General features: G+C 58.6%; 17 protein-coding genes and 4 pseudogenes. 14 read left to right on the top strand and 7 right to left on the bottom strand.

All coding sequences use genetic code 11. The annotated features are described in order from the left end of the window. Complete coding sequence (locus tag ACODNH_RS20375) at window positions 1-246, bottom strand: sulfurtransferase TusA family protein (RefSeq protein ID WP_434531682.1); 246 nt, start codon at window positions 244-246, stop codon at window positions 1-3. Between the two features lie 248 nt (window positions 247-494). On the opposite strand from ACODNH_RS20375, the gene ACODNH_RS20370 reads away from it, so the two are divergent. Genes ACODNH_RS20370 through ACODNH_RS20355 form a run of 4 tightly spaced genes read left to right on the top strand, consistent with a single transcriptional unit; the run spans window position 495 to window position 3,857 of the window. After that, window positions 495-1,688, top strand: coding sequence for an MBL fold metallo-hydrolase (locus ACODNH_RS20370; protein ID WP_434531681.1), 1,194 nt, complete (start codon window positions 495-497; stop codon window positions 1,686-1,688). A gap of 6 nt (window positions 1,689-1,694) precedes the next feature. Further along, window positions 1,695-2,186 (top strand): YeeE/YedE family protein, encoded by a 492-nt coding sequence (locus ACODNH_RS20365; protein WP_306711511.1) that lies wholly within the window; start codon window positions 1,695-1,697, stop codon window positions 2,184-2,186. Next, window positions 2,186-2,656: a YeeE/YedE family protein gene (locus ACODNH_RS20360; protein WP_434531680.1), complete on the top strand. Its 471-nt coding sequence runs from the start codon at window positions 2,186-2,188 to the stop codon at window positions 2,654-2,656. The genes ACODNH_RS20365 and ACODNH_RS20360 overlap by 1 nt, the downstream gene beginning before the upstream one ends. A 19-nt stretch (window positions 2,657-2,675) precedes the next feature. Then, complete coding sequence (locus ACODNH_RS20355) at window positions 2,676-3,857, top strand: inorganic phosphate transporter (RefSeq protein ID WP_434531679.1); 1,182 nt, start codon at window positions 2,676-2,678, stop codon at window positions 3,855-3,857. 9 nt (window positions 3,858-3,866) lie between these two features. On the opposite strand, the gene ACODNH_RS20350 is transcribed toward ACODNH_RS20355, so the two are convergent. Then, window positions 3,867-4,706, bottom strand: a complete 840-nt coding sequence (locus ACODNH_RS20350; RefSeq protein WP_434531678.1) for a universal stress protein — start codon at window positions 4,704-4,706, stop codon at window positions 3,867-3,869. Between the two features lie 378 nt (window positions 4,707-5,084). Here ACODNH_RS20350 and ACODNH_RS20345 point away from each other — a divergent pair, with 378 nt between their 5' ends. From ACODNH_RS20345 to ACODNH_RS20325, 5 genes are all read left to right on the top strand, one after another. Beyond that, window positions 5,085-5,246 carry a DUF7512 family protein gene (locus tag ACODNH_RS20345; RefSeq protein ID WP_434531677.1) on the top strand — a complete coding sequence of 54 codons (162 nt, stop codon included), beginning with the start codon at window positions 5,085-5,087 and terminating at the stop codon, window positions 5,244-5,246. A 3-nt stretch (window positions 5,247-5,249) separates the two neighbouring features. Then, on the top strand, window positions 5,250-6,278 hold the full coding sequence (locus ACODNH_RS20340; protein WP_434531676.1) for a sulfite exporter TauE/SafE family protein: 1,029 nt from the start codon (window positions 5,250-5,252) through the stop codon (window positions 6,276-6,278). A gap of 199 nt (window positions 6,279-6,477) precedes the next feature. Continuing rightward, complete coding sequence (locus ACODNH_RS20335; RefSeq protein ID WP_434531675.1) at window positions 6,478-7,557, top strand: CNNM domain-containing protein; 1,080 nt, start codon at window positions 6,478-6,480, stop codon at window positions 7,555-7,557. A gap of 312 nt (window positions 7,558-7,869) precedes the next feature. Beyond that, window positions 7,870-8,157, top strand: a complete 288-nt coding sequence (locus tag ACODNH_RS20330) for an amphi-Trp domain-containing protein (RefSeq protein WP_306711497.1) — start codon at window positions 7,870-7,872, stop codon at window positions 8,155-8,157. Between the two features lie 167 nt (window positions 8,158-8,324). Continuing rightward, window positions 8,325-9,341, top strand: coding sequence for an AI-2E family transporter (locus ACODNH_RS20325; RefSeq protein ID WP_434531674.1), 1,017 nt, complete (start codon window positions 8,325-8,327; stop codon window positions 9,339-9,341). Between the two features lie 91 nt (window positions 9,342-9,432). Here the strand turns inward: ACODNH_RS20325 and ACODNH_RS20320 are convergent. From ACODNH_RS20320 to ACODNH_RS20310, 3 genes and pseudogenes are all read right to left on the bottom strand, one after another. Further along, window positions 9,433-9,865 (bottom strand): annotated as a pseudogene (locus ACODNH_RS20320) (Zn-ribbon domain-containing OB-fold protein). Further along, on the bottom strand, window positions 9,862-11,031 hold the full coding sequence (locus ACODNH_RS20315) for a thiolase C-terminal domain-containing protein (RefSeq protein ID WP_434531673.1): 1,170 nt from the start codon (window positions 11,029-11,031) through the stop codon (window positions 9,862-9,864). The pseudogene ACODNH_RS20320 and the gene ACODNH_RS20315 overlap by 4 nt, the downstream one beginning before the upstream one ends. Before the next feature lie 1,391 nt (window positions 11,032-12,422). Then, window positions 12,423-13,542: pseudogene (locus tag ACODNH_RS20310) on the bottom strand (NADH:flavin oxidoreductase). Window positions 13,543-13,995: 453 nt separating this feature from the next. On the opposite strand from ACODNH_RS20310, the pseudogene ACODNH_RS20305 reads away from it, so the two are divergent. From ACODNH_RS20305 to ACODNH_RS20285, 5 genes and pseudogenes are all read left to right on the top strand, one after another. Beyond that, window positions 13,996-15,191 (top strand): annotated as a pseudogene (locus ACODNH_RS20305) (ABC transporter substrate-binding protein). After that, window positions 15,191-16,075, top strand: coding sequence for a carbohydrate ABC transporter permease (locus tag ACODNH_RS20300; RefSeq protein WP_434531672.1), 885 nt, complete (start codon window positions 15,191-15,193; stop codon window positions 16,073-16,075). The pseudogene ACODNH_RS20305 and the gene ACODNH_RS20300 overlap by 1 nt, the downstream one beginning before the upstream one ends. A 1-nt stretch (window position 16,076) precedes the next feature. Next, complete coding sequence (locus ACODNH_RS20295) at window positions 16,077-16,979, top strand: carbohydrate ABC transporter permease (protein ID WP_434531671.1); 903 nt, start codon at window positions 16,077-16,079, stop codon at window positions 16,977-16,979. A gap of 10 nt (window positions 16,980-16,989) precedes the next feature. Then, window positions 16,990-18,129, top strand: coding sequence for an ABC transporter ATP-binding protein (locus ACODNH_RS20290; protein WP_434531670.1), 1,140 nt, complete (start codon window positions 16,990-16,992; stop codon window positions 18,127-18,129). A 426-nt stretch (window positions 18,130-18,555) separates the two neighbouring features. Further along, complete coding sequence (locus ACODNH_RS20285) at window positions 18,556-19,377, top strand: glycerophosphodiester phosphodiesterase (RefSeq protein ID WP_434531669.1); 822 nt, start codon at window positions 18,556-18,558, stop codon at window positions 19,375-19,377. Window positions 19,378-19,428: 51 nt separating this feature from the next. Here ACODNH_RS20285 and ACODNH_RS20280 read toward each other — a convergent pair whose 3' ends face one another. Together ACODNH_RS20280 and ACODNH_RS20275 are read right to left on the bottom strand one after the other, a co-directional pair. Then, entirely contained in the window at window positions 19,429-20,220 is a 792-nt protein-coding gene (locus tag ACODNH_RS20280) for an HAD-IIA family hydrolase (protein ID WP_434531668.1), read from the bottom strand. 121 nt (window positions 20,221-20,341) lie between these two features. Continuing rightward, window positions 20,342-21,644, bottom strand: a pseudogene (locus tag ACODNH_RS20275) (MgtC/SapB family protein). Between the last annotated feature and the right edge of the window lie 293 nt (window positions 21,645-21,937).

Raw genomic sequence — 21,937 nt, 5'->3', positions numbered from 1 at the left:
TTAGTCCGTCTTCTCGACGTAGTGTTTGTACACGTCGCCCTCGTCGACCTGTTCGAGTAGTGCCACGCCATTCGTCCCGTCGGCCCAGCCCTCGATGTCACTCATACTGCCGCTGTCGGTCGCGATGACCTCCAGTACTGACCCCTCTTCGAGGTCGTCTATCGCCTGTTTCGTCTTGACGACCGGCATTGGGCACGATGCACCTTTCACGTCGAGCGTCTCCGCGATGTCGAATGCTTCACTCATTGTTGGAAGGACTCCAGCTACTGTATTGGAGCTACTACACAATATCGGCCCGATAGTTAAAAGAATGTCGATTATTGCACTATCCTAGCACTACCGAATCTGGATAGGACTCTCTAAGAGCACTCTAGAGCCGCTAATTCGACATCGCTATATTTGAAACGGAAATGCTGATGAAATAGTATTGTGTAAATTAGGAATTTCTATACAAACTCTTTTATGCCTCAACCCTGTAGCAAGGAGTGTACTACATGAACGCTGAAGACTTCCCGACGCCGGACGCAGATGTCGAATCGGTCACGCCCGAAACGCTGAAATCGCGCATCGACGACGGAGAGTCGGTCACGATTCTTGACGCGCGTATGTCCGGTGACTACGAAGAGTGGCACATCGATGGAGAAAACGTTGAATCCATCAACGTCCCGTACTTCCACTTCCTGGAAGACGAACTGGATGCGGACATCATCGCGGATGTTCCGGACGACCGTGAGGTCACGGTGCTCTGTGCGAAAGGCGGAGCCAGCGAGTACGTTGCGGGCAAGCTCGCGGACCGCGGCTACGATGTCCACCATCTCGAAGACGGCATGAACGGATGGGCCCGCATCTACGAGACCGTCGAAGTCACCGACTACGACGGAGCCGGCACACTGTTGCAGTACCAGCGGCCGTCCTCCGGCTGTCTCGGATATCTGGTCTACGATGACGGCGAAGCCGCCATCATCGACCCGCTGCGCGCCTTCACCGAGCGCTATCTTGATGATGCCGACGAGCTGGGCGTCGACCTGAAATACGCGCTCGACACCCACATCCACGCGGACCACATTTCGGGGGTCCGCAACCTCGATGCGGCGGGCGTCGAGGGCGTCATCCCTGCAGCCGCCGTGGACCGTGGGGTCACCTACGCCGACGACCCGACAACCGCCGAAGACGGCGATACCTTCGAGGTTGGCGACGTCACCATCGAGACCGTCGCGACGCCTGGCCACACGACCGGGATGACCTCGTACCTCGTCGACGACAGCCTGCTCGCCACCGGTGACGGGCTGTTCATCGAGAGTGTTGCCCGACCGGACCTCGAAGAAGGCGACGAGGGAGCGCCCGACGCGGCCCGGATGCTCTACGAGTCATTGCAGGAGCGTGTGCTGACACTGCCCGATGACACGCTCATCGGGGGCGCGCACTTCAGCGACGCGGCCGAACCGGCGAACGACGGCACCTACACTGCACCGATCGGCCACCTCGTCGAGGAGATGGATGCACTCGGTATGGACGAGGACGACTTCGTCGAGACGATTCTGGCCGATATGCCGCCGCGACCGGCGAACTACGAGGACATCATCGCGACGAATCTCGGGCAGAACACCGTCGACGACGAGGAGGCGTTCACGCTGGAACTCGGACCGAACAACTGCGCGGCGAGCCAGGAATCGCTCGCGGGTGACTAACCGTCGATGGTAGCTGACCCTGTCCCGCTGCAACTGGCCGCCGAGTTGTTCCCCAACGGTATCAGCCGGTACGCCATCGGCGGCCTCTTCGTCGGTCTCGGCGCGGCGGTTATCTACATGGGCACCGGCATCAGCGCCGGCGCGAGCACGTTCCTCGAATCGACGCTGTCGTACGTCTCCAGCCAGTCGCGGTTCCAGCAGTACGTCGCCTCTCGGGACTGGCGGCTCGTGTTCACGCTCGGCATCATCCTCGGCGCGGCTGTGTACGCGGTCGTCTATCAGGGCGGCGCGTGGACGACGGATGTTGCCTGGTGGCGGCTGTTGCTCGGTGGGATCTTCGTCGGTATCGGAACCCGCGTCGGGAAGGGCTGTACCTCGGGCCATGGCGTCTGTGGCGTGGGATCAGCTTCGAAAACGTCACTGGCGGGCGTGCTCGCCTTCCTACTGGTCGCGATACTGACTGCACAGGTCGTCGCCGCACTGGGGGTGACGCCGTAATGGCGACAACGACGGACCGACACCCGCTGTTCATGCCGCTCGTGCTGGTCGGCGGGCTCATCTTCGGCTTTGGGCTCGGCTACAGCCACATGGCCCGCCCCGAGGTGGTGCTGAACTTCCTCCAGTTTGAGGACTTCGGCCTGCTGTTCGTGATGTTCGGCGGCGCGGCCGTGACGGGGATCGTGTTCTTCGTCATGCCGCGTGTGCTGGATCGAGCGCCACTGACCGGCGACCCGTTCGAACGGCGGCTGAAGTCCTTCGACCGGAACGTGCTGATCGGCGGCGCGATATTCGGCGTCGGCTGGGGGCTCTCCGGGATCTGTCCGGGTGCTGCCTACGCCAGCCTCGGCATCGGCAATGTGACCATCCTGTGGGCGCTCGCGGGGATGTTCCTCGGTGCGTACCTGCAGGGGTGGTGGCGAAGCCGTGCGACCGACGGCGTTGATCCATCCCCCACGGGAGCGGACTGAACTTACCCCGATTTTCACAATGGAACTCCAGCTTCTCGCGCTCTTCTTGACCGCTGGTCTCGCGAGCCTGTTCATGTCGTGGGTCATCGGTGCTGGCTCTAGCGGCGCGACACCCTTCGCGCCCGCTGTTGGTGCCAACGCCATCTCGACGATGCGGGCGGCGTTCGTCGTCGGCATCTTCGGGCTTGCGGGCGCGGTGACACAGGGGGCGAACGTCTCTGAAGCGGTTGGACGCGGCCTCGTCGGCGGCGTCACCCTCCCCGCCATGGGGGTCATCGTCGCGCTACTCGCTGGCGCTGGGCTCATGGCCGTCGGTATCTACACCGGCTACCCCATCGCAACGGCGTTTACTGTGACCGGCGCAATCATCGGTGTCGGGATGGCTCTCGGTGGCACCCCCGTCTGGGGGAAGTACCAGCAGATCGGTGCCGTCTGGGTTCTGACACCGGTCGTCGGCGGCGGTTTCGCCTATGCTATTGCGAGCGTGCTGCCGCGACCTGATGTCCCGGAGGCGGCCACGATTCCGACGCTTGCGGCGCTGGTCGGCGTCGTGCTGGCTAACGTTGAGTTCGCGTTTCTCGGGGCTGACGGTGGTCCCGGTTCGCTGACGAGCCTCGGCCAGCGGCTGCTCGGTATCGATAGCGTCGTGGCAACAGTCGTTCTCTCCGGCACTGTCGCCGCCGTAGTGTGGGCCGCGGTGTACCGAGACATCCGCCACGACAAGTCGGGCGGGCTCAGACACGTCCTGCTGGCACTCGGTTCACTAGTCGCCTTTTCGGCCGGTGGGAGTCAGGTCGGACTGGCGGTCGGTCCGTTGCTCCCACTACTGGACGATGTCGGGACGCTCTCGCCAGCGGTCGTCCTGCTGGGTGGTGGCCTCGGAATTCTGGTCGGGTCGTGGACCGGTGCACCACGGATGATAAAATCGCTCGCACAGGACTATTCCTCACTGGGCCCGCGGCGCTCTATTGCCGCGCTCGTCCCCTCGTTCCTCATCGCCCAGCTCGCCGTCTTCCTTGGTGTGCCGGTGTCGTTCAACGAGATTATCGTCAGCGCGATCATCGGAAGCGGTGCCGCAGTTGGCGGCAGCGAGGCGATCGACCCGCGGAAGATTCTGGTCACGGTGGGTGCGTGGGCTGGGTCGTTCACGGTTGCACTGGCCGTCGGCTTCGGGTCGATGACCGCGATGGGTGCGCTCTGACCGCCCGTTTCAGGCGGTCCGCGGAGGTGGGACGAGGAAGACGTTCCCGTTCGCCTGCGCGATGATATCCTCGGAGACGCTGCCGAGCAACAGCCGACGCATCCGGCTCTGGCCACGGGAGCCGACGAGCGTCGTCGTCGGCATCACTGCCGCCTCGACGTCGAGTATCTCCTCGGCGGGGTCGCCACGACGGACCGCGACGTTCGTTTCGATGTCCCACTGTGCCAGCGTGTCCGCGAGCGATTCAAGCTGCTCGGATGGGTCCTCCCCGCTTGTCGCATCTTTCGGCGATTCGACGTGGACGAGTGTCGCTTCCTGAGTCGCATGACGGAGATACTGAAATGCGTTGAAGGCTCGCGTTGCGTTCTCGGAGAAGTCGGTCGCGTAGAGCACCCGCTGGAACAGGTGCTCTCTGAGCACGTCCGGCTCGTCGGTACTACGTTCGATGCGGTTGACCAGCAGCGGCACCACCGTGGTCCGCGCAAGATTCCGGGCCGTGGAGCCGATGACGCGGTTGTCCAGTGGACTCTGCCCTCTGGACCCGATTATTGTCATGTCGACTTTCTCTGCCTCTGCAATACCGTTGATGCGGCGATGGGGAGTCCCACGGACGACGTGAGTCTCGGTGTCGAACCCGGCGTCCGCCATCACGTTCTGGTACCGCGTAAGTCCCTGTTCGCGCCGCTTGCTGAAGTTCATCCCCGGCATCCCCGCGTGGACGTTCGATGGGATGACCGTGACGAGGTGGATCGTATCGACACCGATGCGTCCGAGGCACTCGAGACACGTCTCGTTCTGTATCGCCGCTTCACTCGCCGCCGAGAGATCTGTCGCATAGATGGCTCTCATACACAATGGTAGGCGACCAACCATTAATATTGTTTTGTTTGCACAATATAGGTGGGCATGAGTTGGTCCGTAGAGCTGCTGTTTCACCTGGCGTTTGGTCGATTTAGAGATCCAGTCTAAACTGAGAGCTTGTTCCGGAAACGCAACAGAACAGCGCGCGCAACTTTATTACGGGCATATAGCCGGGTTTTGAACGGTACCTGAACGTGGCTGATATCCACATAACGTATGCAGATATCTCCGTGGGTTAGCGGTGTGATACCTGTCGATAATATTGTCCGCAAGTCCCAAAACTGTTATCAGTACCCTCCGGTTAGGAGTGATTGAGTAGAAAAGTATGATACGGTCACGACAGCACAACTTCAGAGGGGAATCGGCATGGTAGAGCTCGCGGCCTTCGCATCAATGGGCGCAGACAGCATCGATGCGGCAATGCTCATCGGCGCAGTGCTCCTAGAGGCAGCTATCCTCTACGTCGGGTACGGGGCAGTGGAGGAGATATTCGGACAGCGTGTCGTCAAGCGGTTACGAGGGGAGTGACGGATGGAGATACTGGGACTCAGCCTGGCGATGGTGGTCTTGTTCGTCGGGTTCGGCCTGCTCATCGGCGTCCTGTTTGGCTTCTTCGGGATGGGTGGGTCGTTCCTGGTCACTCCGGCACTGCTGGTGATGGGGTATCCCACCCGAGTCGCCGTCGGGAGCGGGCTCGCATTCGTGTTCGGGACTTCAGTTATCGCTACACTGAAGCACCGAGATATGGGACAGGTCGATTACAAACTTGGGGTGCTGATGATCGCCGGGACAACCGCCGGCATCGAAGCCGGGAAAGAGATAGTCATCCACCTGGAGGCGCTCGGGCTGGCTGGTAGTATCATCAGCGTCACGTACGTCGTCCTGCTGGGCGGTATCGGAGCCTTCGTCACCTACGAGGCACTTCGAGGTGGCGATAGCGGCGATGGGATCGACCATGATGCCGCAGAGGACGATATCGACGCCGACGACATCCCGGAGATTGCCAAGACGATTCAGTCGTACCGCATCCCGCCGATGATATCGCTCCGTGGCGGCGTCAGCGTCTCCCTCTGGATGATACTTGGCGTCGCGTTCGTTACTGGCCTGCTCTCGGGATTCCTCGGTGTCGGAGGCGGGTTCATCCGTATGCCCGCGCTGTTCTATCTCATCGGAGTTCCCGTTCCCATCGCTGTCGGGACCGACCTCTTCGAGATTGTCTTCTCGGGCGGGCTCGGGAGCTTCCTGTACGCGCTGGACGGTGGTGTCGACCTCTCTATTGTGCTCCCGCTGCTGGCGGGGAGCGCCCTCGGGGCCCGTGTGGGTTCCGCTGCGACGAGCATCGTCGACGAGGACGAGATCAAGGTGTACTTCGGGCTAATGCTGCTCGGCGGCGCCCTCGCCGTCGCGGTCCGTGAAATCGGCAACGTCTACGGTATCGACGTCTTGAACACGGTCAGTCTGGTGCTTATCCTCGGCTCCGCGCTGCTGGTCAGTGGCGCTGTCGTCTACAGCAGCATAACTGCGCTCCGGGAAGAGCGTCAGTCGTCATCGCCCGTGTGAACGTACTGTCGACGAACTTGTACGAAGTACACGCGGATATTTTTCCGCCCGCGCTTCTCCTAACACAGATACGGTAAGTGAGCCGCTTTTGAAAGCGGTCGAGGGACTCAATATCCAAAGCTGACGAAACAAACATAAGCCATCTGACCACGTCGTAGCAGCAGTAGATTTAGATAACGGCCGGAGAAACCAGCGTTTGATGCCTATTTCGCTGGCAACGTGGGCCCGCCTGTTCGGTGGTGTCGCCTTACTTCTGGGAAATAGCTTCTTTGTCACGACCGAGTTCGCGATGACCCGCGTCAGGCAGTTCGAAGAGGATGCGTTTCTCGGTAATGGCCGTGGACTTGAACGCGCCTGGAATATGACCGAGCGGTTGGAGATATTCCTCACAGGCTGTCAGGTAGGGATCACTATCTGCAGTGTCGGGCTGGGAGTTGTCGCTGAGCCGGCTATCACAGCAGTGCTGGAGCCCCTGCTGGGTGCAGTTGGTGTCACTGGTGGCGGACACACGACACTGTCTGTGCTTCTCGCGCTGGTGGTGGTCAATCTCATGCACGTGATTGTCGGCGAGCAGGCACCGACGTATCTGGGAATTGAGCGTGCCAAGTTCGTCGCTAGATACGGCTCGGGACCGCTGTACGTCTGGACAAAACTCATGTATCCGGTTATCATCGCAGCGGACTGGGTGGCAAAGGCGTTGCTGGGGCTCTTCGGCGTCGAAATCTCCCGTTCGTGGACCGAATCGGAGGGCGAAAGCACTCCCGCAACTACTCGCGCCGAACTGCGTAGCGAGATGGGTGAGTCACTTAGCCGGCTCAATATCTCCGAAGAGCGACGGAGTGAAGTTATCAACGCCCTCGATATCGGCGCGACGCCAGTCAGTGAGATCATGGTTGATCGCAGTGATATTGTCTCGCTCTCGACGACTGACGACTTCGAGACGAACATGGACCGGATCGACGGGATGCCATACGTCCGCTTTCCGTTGATCGAAGACTCAGTGGACTCGTTCGTGGGTGTTGTCTACGCGCCAACGGTGTTGCACAACTACGAAGTGCTGGATTCGGGGGCGACCACGCTCGAAGAACTGGCAACCACGCCGCTGACCGTCGCTGCTGAGACGACTATCAGTGACTTCATCGACCGGTGTCAGGCCGAAAATCAGGAACTCGCCCTCGTGGTGGCAGATGACGATGTCGTTGGTCTCCTCACCGCGACCGACGCCTTCGAGGCAATCACCGGTGAACTTGAAGACCCGATGGATCGTGCGGCCGAGTGACTACCTCCGCCTGTCCGAACAGCAGCGCTGACCCGGTGGTGAGTTCGTCTGCGAGGGGGTCAACGAGACCGTCGTCTGGTCCGACTCAGCCGATATCGAGTCGGTAAAACATGGGTTCTGTCACGATTTATCTATCGGAAAGTGAACACTTCAACGCGAAGACGATTGCACAGCGCTGGGAATAGACAAGATTTTTTCGAGATGTGTTCCGCCAAGCTTACCGACTGTCCAGAGACGGGAGACCGGAATTTGATCGTGATTTAGCCGTACAGCGGGCGGGTTTATTGGGACTGCCTGTGTATCACCTTCCGTATGCCTGAAGAAGTTCTGTTCAAGTCAGAAAGTGACCAGAGCCGAGAAGCGATTGCATCATACCTCCGGAAAGTTGCGGACAATCTCGACAGCGGAGCCGATATCACCCTGAAAGCAGGCTCTGAGACTGTAACGCTGGCTCCCCCTGCCCAACCGACCTTCGAAGTCAAAGCGGAACGTGAAGGTCCGGCAGGCGACATGACCGAACTGAGTATCGAGTTCGAACTCGAATGGGACGAGACTGATGGGGAGGACGGCGGCGGAAGTGGGACGTTAGAAATCGAGTAATTACTCCGCTCACACTGACGCTGTCTCTCATGTTCAGGTCGACACTAGGATGCTCCTATCCTGCTCGGACCGCCCATCGGCCACTTGCTAACGGCTGCCCTGACACACTGGAGACAATACTGTGAAGATATCGAATCTTTTTGTCGTCCCTCGTTAAACTCGCAGTCGTGAACCTCAGCAAGGGGTTTGTCCTCTCTCTCATCGTCACCCTCATCGTGCTGTCGGCCATGCTGATACGGCCGTTTCTCCAGTACATTCTCGGTGCTGTCCTCCTCGCCTACGTCCTCTATCCGCTGCAGGTCCGCCTCGAAACGTACGTCTCGCCGATGATCGCTGCACTCTCGCTCGTGACGCTGGCAGTCACCGGAGTCGTCACGCCGGTGATAGTCGTCCTCACGTCGATAGTGGAGAGTGCCGATCGGGTACTCCGAGAGCTCGGCACCGATCCGGTGCAGCTTGACATAATCGAATCCCGGATCAAGGAACTTACCGGACGCGAGGTCGACATCGCCGGAGAAATCGTCAGTTCAGGGCGGGACATCGGGGCAATCATATTCGAACGGTCGACCCAGGCGTTCAGTACGGTCACCTTCCATCTCATCGGGATTGCGTTAGCACTCTTCCTGCTCTACTACCTTCTCAAGGACGGCGATGAGCTGGTCGACTGGCTCCAACAAACGGTGCCCCTTCCAGTGGACGTCCAGCGTGATTTTTACGACGAAATCGACGACGTGATGCTGGGCGTCCTCTTCGGCCACGTCTTCGTTGCCATCGTTCAGGGAATCGTCGCCGGCGTCGGACTCGCCGCCACTGGCGTCCCGAATGCGCTGTTCTGGACGGCCATCATGATCGTACTCGCAATGGTTCCACTCATCGGAACAATCCCTGTCTGGGGTGGGGCAGTGGTTTACTTGTATGTCACGGACGAGCCGCTGCTTGCTGTCGGGTTATTCCTTTACAGCGTCATCATCGTTGGACTCACCGACGACTATCTTCGGCCGTTCGCCGTCGATAGGTACGCAAAGCTCAATCCGGCCGTCATCCTCCTCGGTATCCTCGGCGGTGCATACGCATTCGGGGTTATGGGACTGCTCTTCGGTCCCGTCGTCCTCGGGGCACTCAAAGCCGCTCTCCGCGTCGGCCTGGATACTTGGTCTCAGATCGATGACGGAAACATTGGTTGACCGACTGCTCCGAATCAACCGACCATAACCGGACACCCATCAGCAGCGTCAAGGGGTTACGGTGGCCAACACTGTCTCACCATCCTGTCCCTCACCTCGGCTCGAAGACGTGGACCGGCCAGTCGGTCTCGTAGTCGAGGGCGACCTCCTGCTCTGTGGCCGTCGGCTCACGAACCGTAAGTTCGACCGGGTCACCGATGGCGACATCGGCGTAGTCGGCGGCGACGCGCCCAAGCAGGCGGCCACCATCCGCGAGTTCCACGACAGCGACCGTGTAGGGTGCGTCCGCTTCGAATGCCGGCGGCGGCGTGTGGACCGCTGTGTACGAGAAGATCTGGCCCTCGCGAGACTGCGGTTCGACATCGACGGCGCCGACTGCCACAGGCGTAGCAGGCCGGTCGCGGCGGCAACAGGACCTGTCCACAGTCCGCACAGACTCCGCCCAAGAGTTCACCGTCAGCGAGGGCGTCGAAGAAACCCGGTAGTGTCCGCGGGTCGGTCGCATCGAGGTCGCTGCCAGTCATGGTGCCTCCGCCGTCGTGAGCACGTGGCTGACGGTGACGGCGTCCCCGACACCCCCTTCATTGAGCAACAGGGCCGTCTCGGCACCTTCGACCGCGCGGTCTCCCGCGGCCCCCGTGAGCTGTTCGTATGCTTCGAGCGCCTGCAAAAGCCCGGTCGCGCCGATGGGATGACCGCGGGCCTTCAGTCCGCCGCTCGGGCTCAACTGCACGTCTGTCCAGCCGTTAGCCCGCTCCGCTGGTGACAGGTAGCTCTGATAGCCCGTTCCTGCGGGAGCGAAGCCGGCGGCCTCCGCGAGCAGCGCCTCGCAGACGGTGAACGCGTCGTGAACCTCCGCGATGTCGACGGCTTCAGCGTCGATGCCTGCTTCTTCGTAGGCCGTCTCGGTGGCGACGCGAGCGCCCGCGATGTCGGTCATGTCCCGCTCGGCGACCGCGATGTTGTTCGCAGAGGCTCCGCTGCCCGCGACGTGCACCTGCGGTTGATCGAGGTCGGCCGCCAGCTCGGCAGTCGTTACAAGGACAGCCGCGGCACCGTCTCCGACCGGTGCACAGTCGTAGAGCTTCAGCGGCGGGGCGACGGGGTCCGATTCCAGCACGGTCGCTACGTCGATCTCTTTCGGGAACTGCGCTCGGGGGTTCCGAGCGGCGTTGGCGTGGTTCTTGACTGCGATTTCGGCAAGGTCGCGTTCCGTGGCGTCGGTTTCGTGGAGATAGCGCTGGCCGAGCAGTGCATACTGGCTGGGTGCGGTGATGCCGGAGCGCTGCTCGATGGCGCGGTCGAACGCCGCTGAGAGCGCGTCTGTCGCACCGCTGGTGCCCGCAGACGTCATTTTCTCGACGCCGCACGCAAGCACAGCCTCGTGTTCGCCGTTGCGAACGTCCTTGACTGCATGGCGTAGCGCGAGCGCACCCGCGGCGGCACACCCCTCGACCCGCTCGGCGGGGACGTGACGGAGGCCAGCCCACTCGGCCAGTAGCGTCCCGTGCATGATCTGGTGCTCGTAGCTCTCCGACTGGTTCCCGACGTACACCGCCTCGACAATCTCGGCAGGGTCGGGCAGTTCGCCGAACGCCTCTGCAAGGGCCACTGAGAACAGGTCGCGGCCCGGGAGGTCCGTGCGGCCGAGCGGTGAAGCCCCGACCGACGCGATGACTGGCTCTGGCATCTGTACCACTCACGTCTCAGCAGTCCTAGTTAGTCGTTCTCATTTTACATATGAATGAACTGTTTGCCTGTCGAACTACACGCGAGTCTGTCCGTATTCGACTGTGAAACTGGTGCTCGGTGCTCTGGGAACGGCTGTCCTGACGGGGCTACTTGCAGATACGAAGTGACAGCTATGGTCGCTGTACTGTGTAATCTGGCTCCCTGAAAGCGAGCGAAGACTGTCTCATAGTAACTGCTGTAACGCAGTTCGGGAGTAGTTGAGACTGGCCGTCTCAATGCATACGGACCAATTACCCCGCGACTTTGCTCAGGGATATGATCGGCTACTCAGTATGTTTACAAGAGAATCGATTAAACCAGCGGTGAACGCGAAAATATATCCATATTAAAAACTCAATGGTATATTGTATCACTTGGGCTAGATTTATATTATTATAGTTTTACACATTTACTTCAGTGACTGTATAAATGAGACCGATATCGAAACTCCGATCCAGTGGCCGGGCTCTTATCATATCTGTAGTAGTAGCACTCGCTATATCCGGTCTACTTATTGTTGCTGGCCCGGAGCCCACAAATTCGGCTTTTACCACAGAGACGGATGAATCGCAAGTCTCTCCCGATGCTGAAGTAGTCAGTTACAATAACATATCAGCAGCGGGTCAAGACTTGTTCGACCGAACACTCCGTATCAATGGAAGTGTCGAAACCCACCGGTCACCGCCAGATTTCAATTATCTAGGTGACACTACGGACACTACCTACGTCGAAAAAAATGGGACTATATACGCTATAAGCACTGTATCAAATACATGTAGAACATGCACTCTTGCGGATGCACTCAGCATCGTGGCTGGGCTTGCTGGGGGCATCCTGTCAGTGGGCGGAGTGTCTCGCTTGGTGAGCAGGGAAAGCTGACGCTACATAGAACTGATGATCGGTAGAATGTCTTTTTGTCGGTCTGGTTTCAATTTAACCGCAGGTCTCGTTCACGACCAATTCTGATCAACACTACTCGATTGGCGTGCGGTCGATTTACTCGTGCAGGTGGAGTTGAGCGGTGAGTCCGCGCACTCTCCGATGGTGACGGTAGATAACACGCTGACGCTGTTGAAGAAGGAGACCGGAATCGGATAGTGAGGTTTTCAACTCGTGATAGCGTGGCGTCTGAGTGGCAACGCTGTGAAAAGTCGCCGAAATCCGGCTGCTGTGTTGGAAGTCCAACAAGACCGCTCGTTTGAAGAGCAATCTGAAGCAATTTTCGCATGGCGTCTGGTCGAAAACACCCACTAAAGCCCCGTTAAACCCCTTTTAGGATCAAATCTCACCATTCGGTAACGACCGCACTACGTCAAGGGGTCGTCCCGGTACACCGTTACAGCACTACTATCAGTCGTCGGCCGAGGCACCGCTCGTCTGGACCTCATGCTCTGAGAGTTCAGCGGACTGGCGCGAGGAACTCAGCAGGGTCGAACGCGGTCAGTTCCTCGCCCTTTGAGACTTTTTCCGGCCAGTCCGGATTGGCGAGTGCACTCGTCGCCAGCGTTACCAGGTCGGCACCGGCATCGACTTTCTCGCGGGCCGCGTCAGGCGCGCCAAGCCCGCCGTTGTCAATGATGATCGTCTCATCCGCGGCGTGCTCGGTTGCGGCCTCGGCCAGCGTCGGCCCGTCGTCGCCAAACGCTGGCGTGGTCGCATCGGGTTCAGTAACGTGGATGTAGTCGGCCCCAGCCGCCGACAGTTCATCGAAGAACACCGCTGCGGCGTCCTCGCCTTCGGGCCACCGGTGGTCTTCATCAAGGGCCGTTGACTGAGAGACCCGGATGCCGACGACGAAATCGGCGGGTGTGGCCTCATCAATTGCAGCGACAACCTCACGCGGATAGCGTACCCGATTTGCGGGTTCGCCGCCGTACTCGTCGTCACGCTGGTTGAAGTCAGCCGAGAGGAATTCGTGAAGGAGATACCCGTTCGCACCGTGGATCTCGACACCGTCGAACCCCGCGTCGATGGCGTTCTGCGCCGAGTTGACGAATGCATCGCGGATATCAGTGAGTTCATCGACTGTGGCTGCTTTCGCCGTGGGGAAGTCTCCGCTCCCACCGTATGCTTCGGCCTTTTGTCCCTCCGGTTGCACCGCCGACGGGGCAATCGTCTGGTCCCCATCGACATGTGGATTCCCCTGACTCTGTGCCCCGGCGTGCATCAGCTGGGCGAAAATCGGGACACCAGCGTCGTGAACTGTCTCGGTGACCTGCTGCCAGTTCGCCGCCTGCGTGTCGGTCGCCAGTCCGGGCTGGTTTAGATACCCCTGGCTATGTGCTTCGTCAGGATACGTCCCCTCTGTAATGAGAAACGAGAACCCACCGTTGGCGAACCGCTCATAGTACTGTGCCATCTCTGCGGTCGCGCGGCCATCGTCGGTGGCGCTCACACGCGTCATCGGTGCGAGGCCGACTCGGTTGTCTAACGACAACTCATTGAGTGTAGCTTCGTCGAACAGTGTCACGTCGACGGATAAGCGGATAACACAATTAACGGGTGGTTCAGCATGTGCCGAATAGTGCCAGCCGTTATCAAATATCGTCTGCTGGCGGAGCGGCTGCAATTCGCTCCCCTCCGATATGGCGTGATCGGACGGAAACTCCCGCAGTGCATCTCAGGGCCGACAGCCATTCTCTAGCCACCATCGCAACTGACAGCGCCTACTGTTCTGTCACAATAGCTTTGTATACATATTGGACAGTATAGAGAGCAATTATAATCATTCATCTTTCATGCATTGCTGGCACCGGATATGGTTCACAGTGGTGGCGGGTACGACGATGTATCGCGGCGGTCGGTTCTGAAAGCATCGGGGACTGCACTCACGGTTGGGACCGTGGGTCTGGCCGGGTGTAGCAGTAGCAGCGGTGCCAGTGTCCGGCCAGTCAACGAAGACAGCCTCACTATCTGGCATGCCATGGGTGGGACCAACGGTGAGACACTGCAGGGGCTAGTCGACCAGTTCCAGTCCGAGACGGGTATCAACGCCAACCTCGTTTTTCAGGACTCCTACGAGGGAGTGCTGACGAACACACTGAGCGCACTCGACTCCGGCGAGGTCCCTGATGTCTTCCAGATAGACAGTCTGTTCGCCCAGCAGGTCCTCGACACGGACGCAGTCGAGCCCGTGGAAAACTTGCTCTCCGACGACTACCCGGTTGATGACTTCCTGTCGAATGTGACCTCGTTTTTCACTATCGATGACACGCTCACATCGATGCCGTTCAACAACTCCAACGCCATTCTCTATTACAACCGGTCGGCGTTCGAAGAAGCCGGGCTCGACCCGGATAGCCCGCCGACAACGCTTGAGGAAGTGCGGAGCTACTCACAGACGCTTGTCGACGAAGGAGTCACCGAAGCTGGGCTCACCTGGCCGAACCACGTCTGGTTCGTCGAGCACTTCTACTCCGTCGACGGACAGACGCTACTCGACGCCGAGAACGGCCATGCCGGCCAGCCGACGACGATGCGGACGGACAACAGCACGGCCCGGTCGCTGTACGAGTGGTGGCACGAGATGGCTGATAACGGCCTGTTCAGCAACCCCGGAATCGAGGCCTGGGGGAAGCAACGTCCACATTCCTTACCGGGAAAGCCGCTATGTTGATGACCTCGACGGCGTCAGTTACTGGTATCCGCTCCGGCGCGGAGGAGAACGGATTCGAGGTCGACAACGCATTCTACCCGACGATAGACGGCGACCGAACCGGCCCGGTTATCGGCGGGGCCTCGTGGTTCGTCCCCTCCGGGCTGCCACAGGAGCGGCAAGACGACATCGGCAGCTTCCTTGAGTTCATGGGGCGACCGGAGTCACAGATTACCTGGCACAAAGGGACTGGCTACTACCCGATCCGACAGAGCGCTGTCGAGCAGCTCGAAAACGACGGCTGGTTTGCGGAGAATCCGATGTACCGAACCGCGTTCGACCAGTTGACACAGGCTGAGAACACGCCGGCGACGAAGCGGATGCTCATCGGCCCGGCTCGACAGGTCCAGACAACAATTCAGGATATGTCGGTCGAATTGTTCAGTGGTGAGGTCAGCGTCGACGAGGGGCTCTCCGAGATGAAGTCGGCTGTCGAGGACGAACTGGACCGATACTACAGCTAATGTCCACGCAAGAAGTCTTCACAGACCGTCTGCAGGCCGGCGTGTTGCTGCTACCGACGATGTTCGTGTCGCTGGTGTTTCTCTACTACCCGACGGTCCGTGCGGTCGGACTCAGCTTTTACCGGGCCTCGCTTGCCCGAGGTGACGTGTTTGTTGGGCTGGAGAACTACAGGCGGTTAGCCGCCTCCTCGGAGTATCTCCGGAGCGTCCTGATCTCGGTGCTGTTCGCCGCGTGTGTCGTCGTCGGCGTGATGGCCGTTTCCCTCTGTGTCTCCTTTCTTATCCACGAGATTGAGGTCGGAAAAGGGGTGTATCTGGTGGCGGTTATCTGGCCGTACGCACTGCCGCCTGCCGTCGCCGGGCTGGTGTTCCTGTTCATCGCCCACCCGAACATCGGTATCTTCACAAGCTACATCGAGGCCCTTGGTGTCGATGTCAACTGGTTCAGCAACGGTCCGCAGGCGTTCGTCGTCGTGCTAATCGCGGCAGTGTGGAAGCAGATTGGGTACAATGTTATCTTCATGACAGCCGCGCTCGGTAACGTCCCCGAGTCGCTGACTGAGACTGCCGAACTCGACGGCGTCTCCCGAACACAGCGACTGCTCCGCGTGTACGTCCCGATCATCTCCCCGACACTCGTGTTCTTGGTCATCATGAACACGATCTACGGCTTTTTCGGGACGTTCCCGATGGTCGACCTCATGACGAAAGGTGGGCCCGCCGGTGCGACGAACATCCTCATCTATGACCTCTACCGGACCGCCTTCCAGTTCTACGAGTTCGGATTCGCCTCGGCGAAGTCCGTTGTGCTGTTCATCGCTGTCGGGCTGTTGATGTACGGTCAGTTCCGGCTGAGCGACAGATATGCTTACTACGGAGGCTAAGATGCTCGGGTCACTCCTTACTGCGTTGACCGCCGCTGCTGAGCGCTCCCGTTCTGCGGGACGAACTACCAGTGAACGCATCCGACGATTCAAGACAGAGCCGCTCACGCTGCACATGCTCGCAGCGACCGTCACGTTCCTGATCATACTGCCTGTGTTGATCGCGGCGCTCGTCTCTACGAAGCGGGCCGGGATCGTTACCTCTGTCGGCGATCTGGCTCCCGGTGGGCACGCGCTGTCGAACTACCGGCGTGCGCTCATTGGCCTTGAATTCTGGCGATTTATGCTCAACTCGTTCCTGATGTCTGTTGCCGTCGTTGTCGGGAAACTAATCGTGTCGCTGCTGGCCGCGCTGGTGATCGTCTACTACAGGTTCCCGTACAAGAACGCCGTGTTCCTGTTTATTCTCTTTACGCTCTTGCTCCCGGTCCCGGTCAGGTTCGTGCCGCTGTATCGCCTGACAACGGAGCTTGGCATGAGCAACACCTTCTTCGCGATCACGGTCCCGTATCTGGCCAGCGCGACGACTGTGTTCATCCTGCGCCAGCACTTCTTATCGATTCCAGCCTCGCTCGTTGAGACGGCAAAGGTCGACGGTGTCGGGCCGCTGCAGTTTCTGTGGTCGGTACTGGTCCCAATGTCCCGTGCCGTTCTCGTGGGCGTGTCGGTGATCATGTTCGTCTACACTTGGAACCAGTACCTCTGGCCGCTGGTGATCATCAACGCTGAGAACCTGCAGGTCGCACAGGTCGGGCTGAGTCTGCTTCGCGGCCAGGCCAGCACCGGTGAAGTGGCCTGGTCCATGGCGATGACCGGGTCGATACTGACCCTGTTGCCACCGCTGGCGCTGCTAGGACTGTTCCGACGACAGCTGCTGGAAACGTTTACGATCCAACAAAAATGAGAGGCTCCCAATGACTGACGTAACCTTACAGGACGTACGGAAGGAATTCGATGGTGTCGTCGCCGTGAAAAATATCGACCTCCAGATCCCGGACGGAGCGTTCGTGACCGTGGTCGGGCCGAGTGGCTGTGGCAAAAGCACCACACTTCGGCTGATCGCTGGGCTAGAGCAGTCCACTGACGGCACGATTCAGATGGGTGATCAGGATGTCACCGAGGTTGAACCGAAAGACCGGGACGTTGCGATGGTGTTCCAGAACTACGCGCTGTACCCCCACATGACCGCGCGCCGGAACATCACGTTCGGCATGAAGTCAGCTGGCGATTTCAGTGACAAGGAAATCGACCGCCAGGTGGCGGAGGCCGCATCGGTGCTCGACATCGAGGACCTCCTCGACCGGACGCCCGGTGAGTTATCCGGCGGCGAACGCCAGCGGGTCGCACTCGGTCGCGCATTAGTCCGGGACCCGGAAGTGTTCCTCATGGACGAGCCGCTGTCGAACCTCGATGCCAAACTCCGGATCAAAATGCGGGCTGAGCTGGCGAAACTCCACAGCGAATTCGGCACCACCACTATCTACGTCACCCACGACCAGACGGAAGCGATGACGCTCGGTGATCGGGTGGTGGTGATGAACGACGGCCGCATCCAACAGGTCGACAGTCCACAGCGGCTGTATGACTATCCAGAGACTCGATTCGTCGCGGAGTTCATCGGCGACCCCGCGATGAACATGCTCTCCGTGGATATCACTCGTGACGGAAGCGAATACGAGGCTGTCGGTCCAACGTTCCGTATACCGTTACCCGAGGGTGACGGATTGGAAACAGCCGCCGGAGCGCAGGCACTGTTAGGCATTCGGCCGGAGAGCCTGTCATTAGCTGATTCGACCGACCGGAGTTCGTTCACCGCTGAGGTGACCGTTACAGAACCACTCGGTGATAGCCTCCTGCTGGAGTGTCGGACTGGCGATCAGGTCTTCAAACTGCATGCAGAGCCTCGAACGGCCGTCGAGCCGGGTGACCAAGTTGCGTTGACGCTTGATGCTGAGCGGCTCCACCTGTTCGATCCACAGACAGGCGAAGCCATCTATCACGCAGCGGCGGCACAGCCGTCCGAACAAGCCGGCACTATCGATAGCACCATCTGAATTCGCGGCTGTAACCCAGAGAAAGACGCTCGGCTCACCCGATAACAGCGGAGCGCTATCGCAGAGCCATTGCTGGCGAGAAAGGTCAGCAAGTACAGTTCGTCTATTGCGCGTGCTATCTGTCGTCTCAACATAACTACAACTCCGTTTCTACTAATATTTATACTATATACCAATATATACTCCTGTTCTACAGCCATTGTCGCCGCTCTACAGCGTACATAAACTCAAAAAACAGAATCGTATATACTAATATTACTAATCAATAGTTATATATAGATTGTGTAGGTAATGGGCTACGGAATGGTTCGAATACCAGACATATGCCGTCGAACTGTGCTGAAGAGTGCGTCTGCTGCCGCCCTGGGCTCCATTGTTGGAACTGGGGCTGCCAAGGAAACCGATCACAGCAGTACTGAGCCGCCTATGGCTTCCACACCGATCCTGGCCGCACACCGCGGCTACCGCGGTCTGTATCCGCAAAACACCATTGCTGCCGTCCAACAGGCGGCGTACGGTGGTCGTCGTAGTCAGGGGTATGACACCGATATGATGGAATGTGACCTTGTTCCTGCAGGCGGTAAGCCCTGGGAGGGCGAAGACTTCGAAATCGTCGTTTTCCACGATGATAAGCTAGATAACCTAACAGATGAATCCGGATACGTCTGGGAGAATGATGTGCAGACCGTTCTAAACGCCGAGATTCGTGATAGCGGCCAGACGATCCCTCGATTGGACGAGTTCGTCGAAGCCACGCCGGACAGCATCCCGCTCAATATTGAGTGGAAAGCTGCGGGTGTCTCTCCCGATGATGATGCGTCAGCATCTGCCGTCGAAACTTGGGACCCGTTTACCGAACAGGCACTTGATGTCCTCTCCAATCACGAGAACGACTTTATCGTCCAGTCGTTCGAAAAGGCTGCGCTGCAGTCCGTTCGTAACTCAGACTCCGAGGTTCCGATAGCGTACTTGCTCTGGGACTCAATCGAAGAGGGCCTCTCTGTCGTCCGTGACCTGGACGCGGAGTACATCCAGCCGCCGTACAATATGATTATGAACACGCCCTTCTTCAACGAGGATTACTACCTCGAAGACCCGGGTTTCGCTGAAATCGATCTGATCGAGACGGCCCACGAGGAAGGGCGGAAAGTAATCCCGTACACGATAACGACATGGCATCAGGCGGAGAAACTTGTCGAGGCCGGTGTTGACGGAATCATCGCTGACTACCCCGGCGTGCTCGACTGATAGCCTGCGGCAGTGGTGCAGTGGAAACGGCTAACCGCTCCTCGTTTCCAACTATCGTCCGTGTTCTACGATCGCTGCCAGCTCTGAAAGGTCGGTCACAACGTGGTCAGGACTCACGTCACTTTTTTTTAACTCCGCCGTACTGGTAACGCCAGTTAGTGGCAGTACCGTCTCCATTCCAGCTTGGTTTCCCATTCTGATGTCTGTCCCAAGCCGGTCACCGATCATAAGGCATCGGTCCGGCTCACCACCGACCCGTTCTAGAGCCATTTGCAGGATGACGTTGGACGGTTTGCCGATCAACTGGTCCAGTTCCTGCCCAGTCACTCCCTCTATCGCCCCGATCATCCCTGCTGCATCGGGTATCTCTCCTCCCTCTACAGGACACGTTCGGTCCGGATTGGTCGCAACGAAGAGCGCGCCGTTCTCAGTGAGTGCGATTAACGCATCCTGTAGCGTCTGGTAATCAAAACCGAAATCAAGTGATGCGATCACGGTGCCCGCTCGCTCTGGGTCAGTAGTCGTTTTCAGCCCAGCGGCGCGCAACTCCGCGACCAGGGCTTCCTCGCCGATAACGTAGATTTCGCGTTCCGGATACTGCGCGGATAGATAATCCGCTGATGCAGTGGCAGACGTGATTATGTCATCACTGGTGCAATCAATACCTAGCGCGTTCAGCTTCTCACAATACTTTTCTCGCCGGTCAATCGGCTTGTTAGTAACGAATAGCGTCGAGAGTCCCGCCTCACGCACCGCTTGTATCCCTTCCGCGGCGTTTTCAACTAACGAATCTCCTCGATAGACCGTTCCGTCAAGGTCGATAATTGCACTGGTGTATGTCATCTAGAATCCTCCGTCTCAAACAGTGATGCCTCGGCAGAAGCCGCTGCTACCGAGAGCACAGGTGTCTTCTCTACTGCAATGACCGCGGCGACTCTCGAACCACGCCGATAGCTCTCCCCGTTCATATCAATTGGACGCTGATAACCACGCCACCGATCCCGATCAGCGACAGGTAGAGTGACTTTCGCACCACCGGCGCTAGCAGTGAGCGGTTGATACTCGTTGCAAACCCGATTTTCACGAGGATACTGGAGAGCGTCCCGGCCAGCACACCCTGCGCTGCTACCGCCGGCGATATCTGCCCAGTTGACGTCAGCGTCACTGCAGTCGTTGTCGTCGTGCCGCTCGAAACCATGCCACTGAGGAAGCTCGTAATCAGGAATCCGGCTGTTCCGAATATGCGCTGTGCGCCAGCAGTGAGAATCAAGACGGCAAGGAAAAGCACCCCGAACTTCAGCGCGTTCGCGCTGCTAAACGGCGAGTCGAAAATCCAGTTCCAGATCACCCTCCCAGTCGCTATCGTAATATGCGAGTCCGACGCCACTGATCGCGATCAGGCCGAGGGGCAGTCCAACACTGACTGCCGACTCGGGGACGAATGCAACGATAATCGCTAAATTACGGACCGCCATTGCCGCATCAGCGATCAGTATCGTTCCCACGGCAAGTTCTGTAATCCCAGCGTTGCCTTTTGCACGGCCCGCGATTTCGCCGATCACAGCAGTGGAGTTCACCAGACCACCGAAGAAGCCGGTGACTGCGATCCCCTTGCTCCCGTATCGCTGCATCACGATATAGTTGACAAACCCGATCCCGCTGACTGCGATGACGAGCATCCAGACCAGCTTCGGATCAATCGCATCCCATGGCCCGTACGTTCCGCCGGGCAGGAGCGGATACACGACAAACGAGATGATCGCAAACTCACCGGCGCTGCGTACTTCTTCTCGCGATAGCTGGTTTGCAAAGTCGTGTAGCTCCCTTCGAAGGACTAGTAGGAACGATGACGTTATACCAATGATGACGCCGATCAGGACGTGATCGGCTCCAACCAGAATCCCGACCGCGTACGCGACAAGGAGTGAAGTCGACGTTGTCAGGGACAGCCCGGAGTCCAACTCACTATCGTCGCCGGTCCACTGTGCGACTATGCCCCGGATCCCGAGCAACCCTCCTTGAACGAGTACCAGTGCCCCTCCCGAAGCAAGTAGTATCGGCTCGCTGAGCGACATTGCGGCAGCGCCGACCAGGCTGGTCAGCGTAAACGTGCGGATTCCTGCCGACTTGTTGGCCCACTCTCGTTCGAGTCCAAGCAGCATACCAAGTGCACCTGCAATAAAAAGGTGTAGTATCTCAGGATCGATAGTTATCCCATCTATACCTCCGAAAACGGCCGTATTCGCGATTGCACTCATTACAGTCATCTTATCTCACAAACGGTGGTTCCGTCATTTTTATATAGTCTATATACTACTATATTCTATATGGAGACAAATATACTGATGGGTAATAGGTGTTGGCCTTGAGGCTGGCTTGAATATCGCCATGGCCCTTGCGGAGATCGAAAATCTACCTCGATCACTCCTTAGTATTTACTATCGAATATATACTAAATTCTGATACTAATTCCAAATTCTATAAGAAAAGTGGCTAAAACTCGCTACGAGTGAGTTATGATTTTGTCAGATTTAATCATAAATACTTTTTAACCCAGGTT

The organism is Haloarcula sp. NS06 (assembly GCF_051122755.1).
Taxonomy (GTDB): Archaea; Halobacteriota; Halobacteria; order Halobacteriales; family Haloarculaceae; genus Haloarcula.
The sequence above is the reverse complement of the archived record's forward strand: the minus strand, read 5'-3'. Positions and strand labels throughout refer to the sequence as shown.

Coding starts and splice junctions, on each gene's coding strand:
- ACODNH_RS20375 (WP_434531682.1), bottom strand. CDS start 246: ATGAGTGAAGCATTCGACATCGCGGAGACGCTCGACGTGAAAGGTGCA.
- ACODNH_RS20370 (WP_434531681.1), top strand. CDS start 495: ATGAACGCTGAAGACTTCCCGACGCCGGACGCAGATGTCGAATCGGTC.
- ACODNH_RS20365 (WP_306711511.1), top strand. CDS start 1,695: ATGGTAGCTGACCCTGTCCCGCTGCAACTGGCCGCCGAGTTGTTCCCC.
- ACODNH_RS20360 (WP_434531680.1), top strand. CDS start 2,186: ATGGCGACAACGACGGACCGACACCCGCTGTTCATGCCGCTCGTGCTG.
- ACODNH_RS20355 (WP_434531679.1), top strand. CDS start 2,676: ATGGAACTCCAGCTTCTCGCGCTCTTCTTGACCGCTGGTCTCGCGAGC.
- ACODNH_RS20350 (WP_434531678.1), bottom strand. CDS start 4,706: ATGAGAGCCATCTATGCGACAGATCTCTCGGCGGCGAGTGAAGCGGCG.
- ACODNH_RS20345 (WP_434531677.1), top strand. CDS start 5,085: ATGGTAGAGCTCGCGGCCTTCGCATCAATGGGCGCAGACAGCATCGAT.
- ACODNH_RS20340 (WP_434531676.1), top strand. CDS start 5,250: ATGGAGATACTGGGACTCAGCCTGGCGATGGTGGTCTTGTTCGTCGGG.
- ACODNH_RS20335 (WP_434531675.1), top strand. CDS start 6,478: ATGCCTATTTCGCTGGCAACGTGGGCCCGCCTGTTCGGTGGTGTCGCC.
- ACODNH_RS20330 (WP_306711497.1), top strand. CDS start 7,870: ATGCCTGAAGAAGTTCTGTTCAAGTCAGAAAGTGACCAGAGCCGAGAA.
- ACODNH_RS20315 (WP_434531673.1), bottom strand. CDS start 11,031: ATGCCAGAGCCAGTCATCGCGTCGGTCGGGGCTTCACCGCTCGGCCGC.
- ACODNH_RS20300 (WP_434531672.1), top strand. CDS start 15,191: ATGTCCACGCAAGAAGTCTTCACAGACCGTCTGCAGGCCGGCGTGTTG.
- ACODNH_RS20295 (WP_434531671.1), top strand. CDS start 16,077: ATGCTCGGGTCACTCCTTACTGCGTTGACCGCCGCTGCTGAGCGCTCC.
- ACODNH_RS20290 (WP_434531670.1), top strand. CDS start 16,990: ATGACTGACGTAACCTTACAGGACGTACGGAAGGAATTCGATGGTGTC.
- ACODNH_RS20285 (WP_434531669.1), top strand. CDS start 18,556: ATGGCTTCCACACCGATCCTGGCCGCACACCGCGGCTACCGCGGTCTG.
- ACODNH_RS20280 (WP_434531668.1), bottom strand. CDS start 20,220: ATGACATACACCAGTGCAATTATCGACCTTGACGGAACGGTCTATCGA.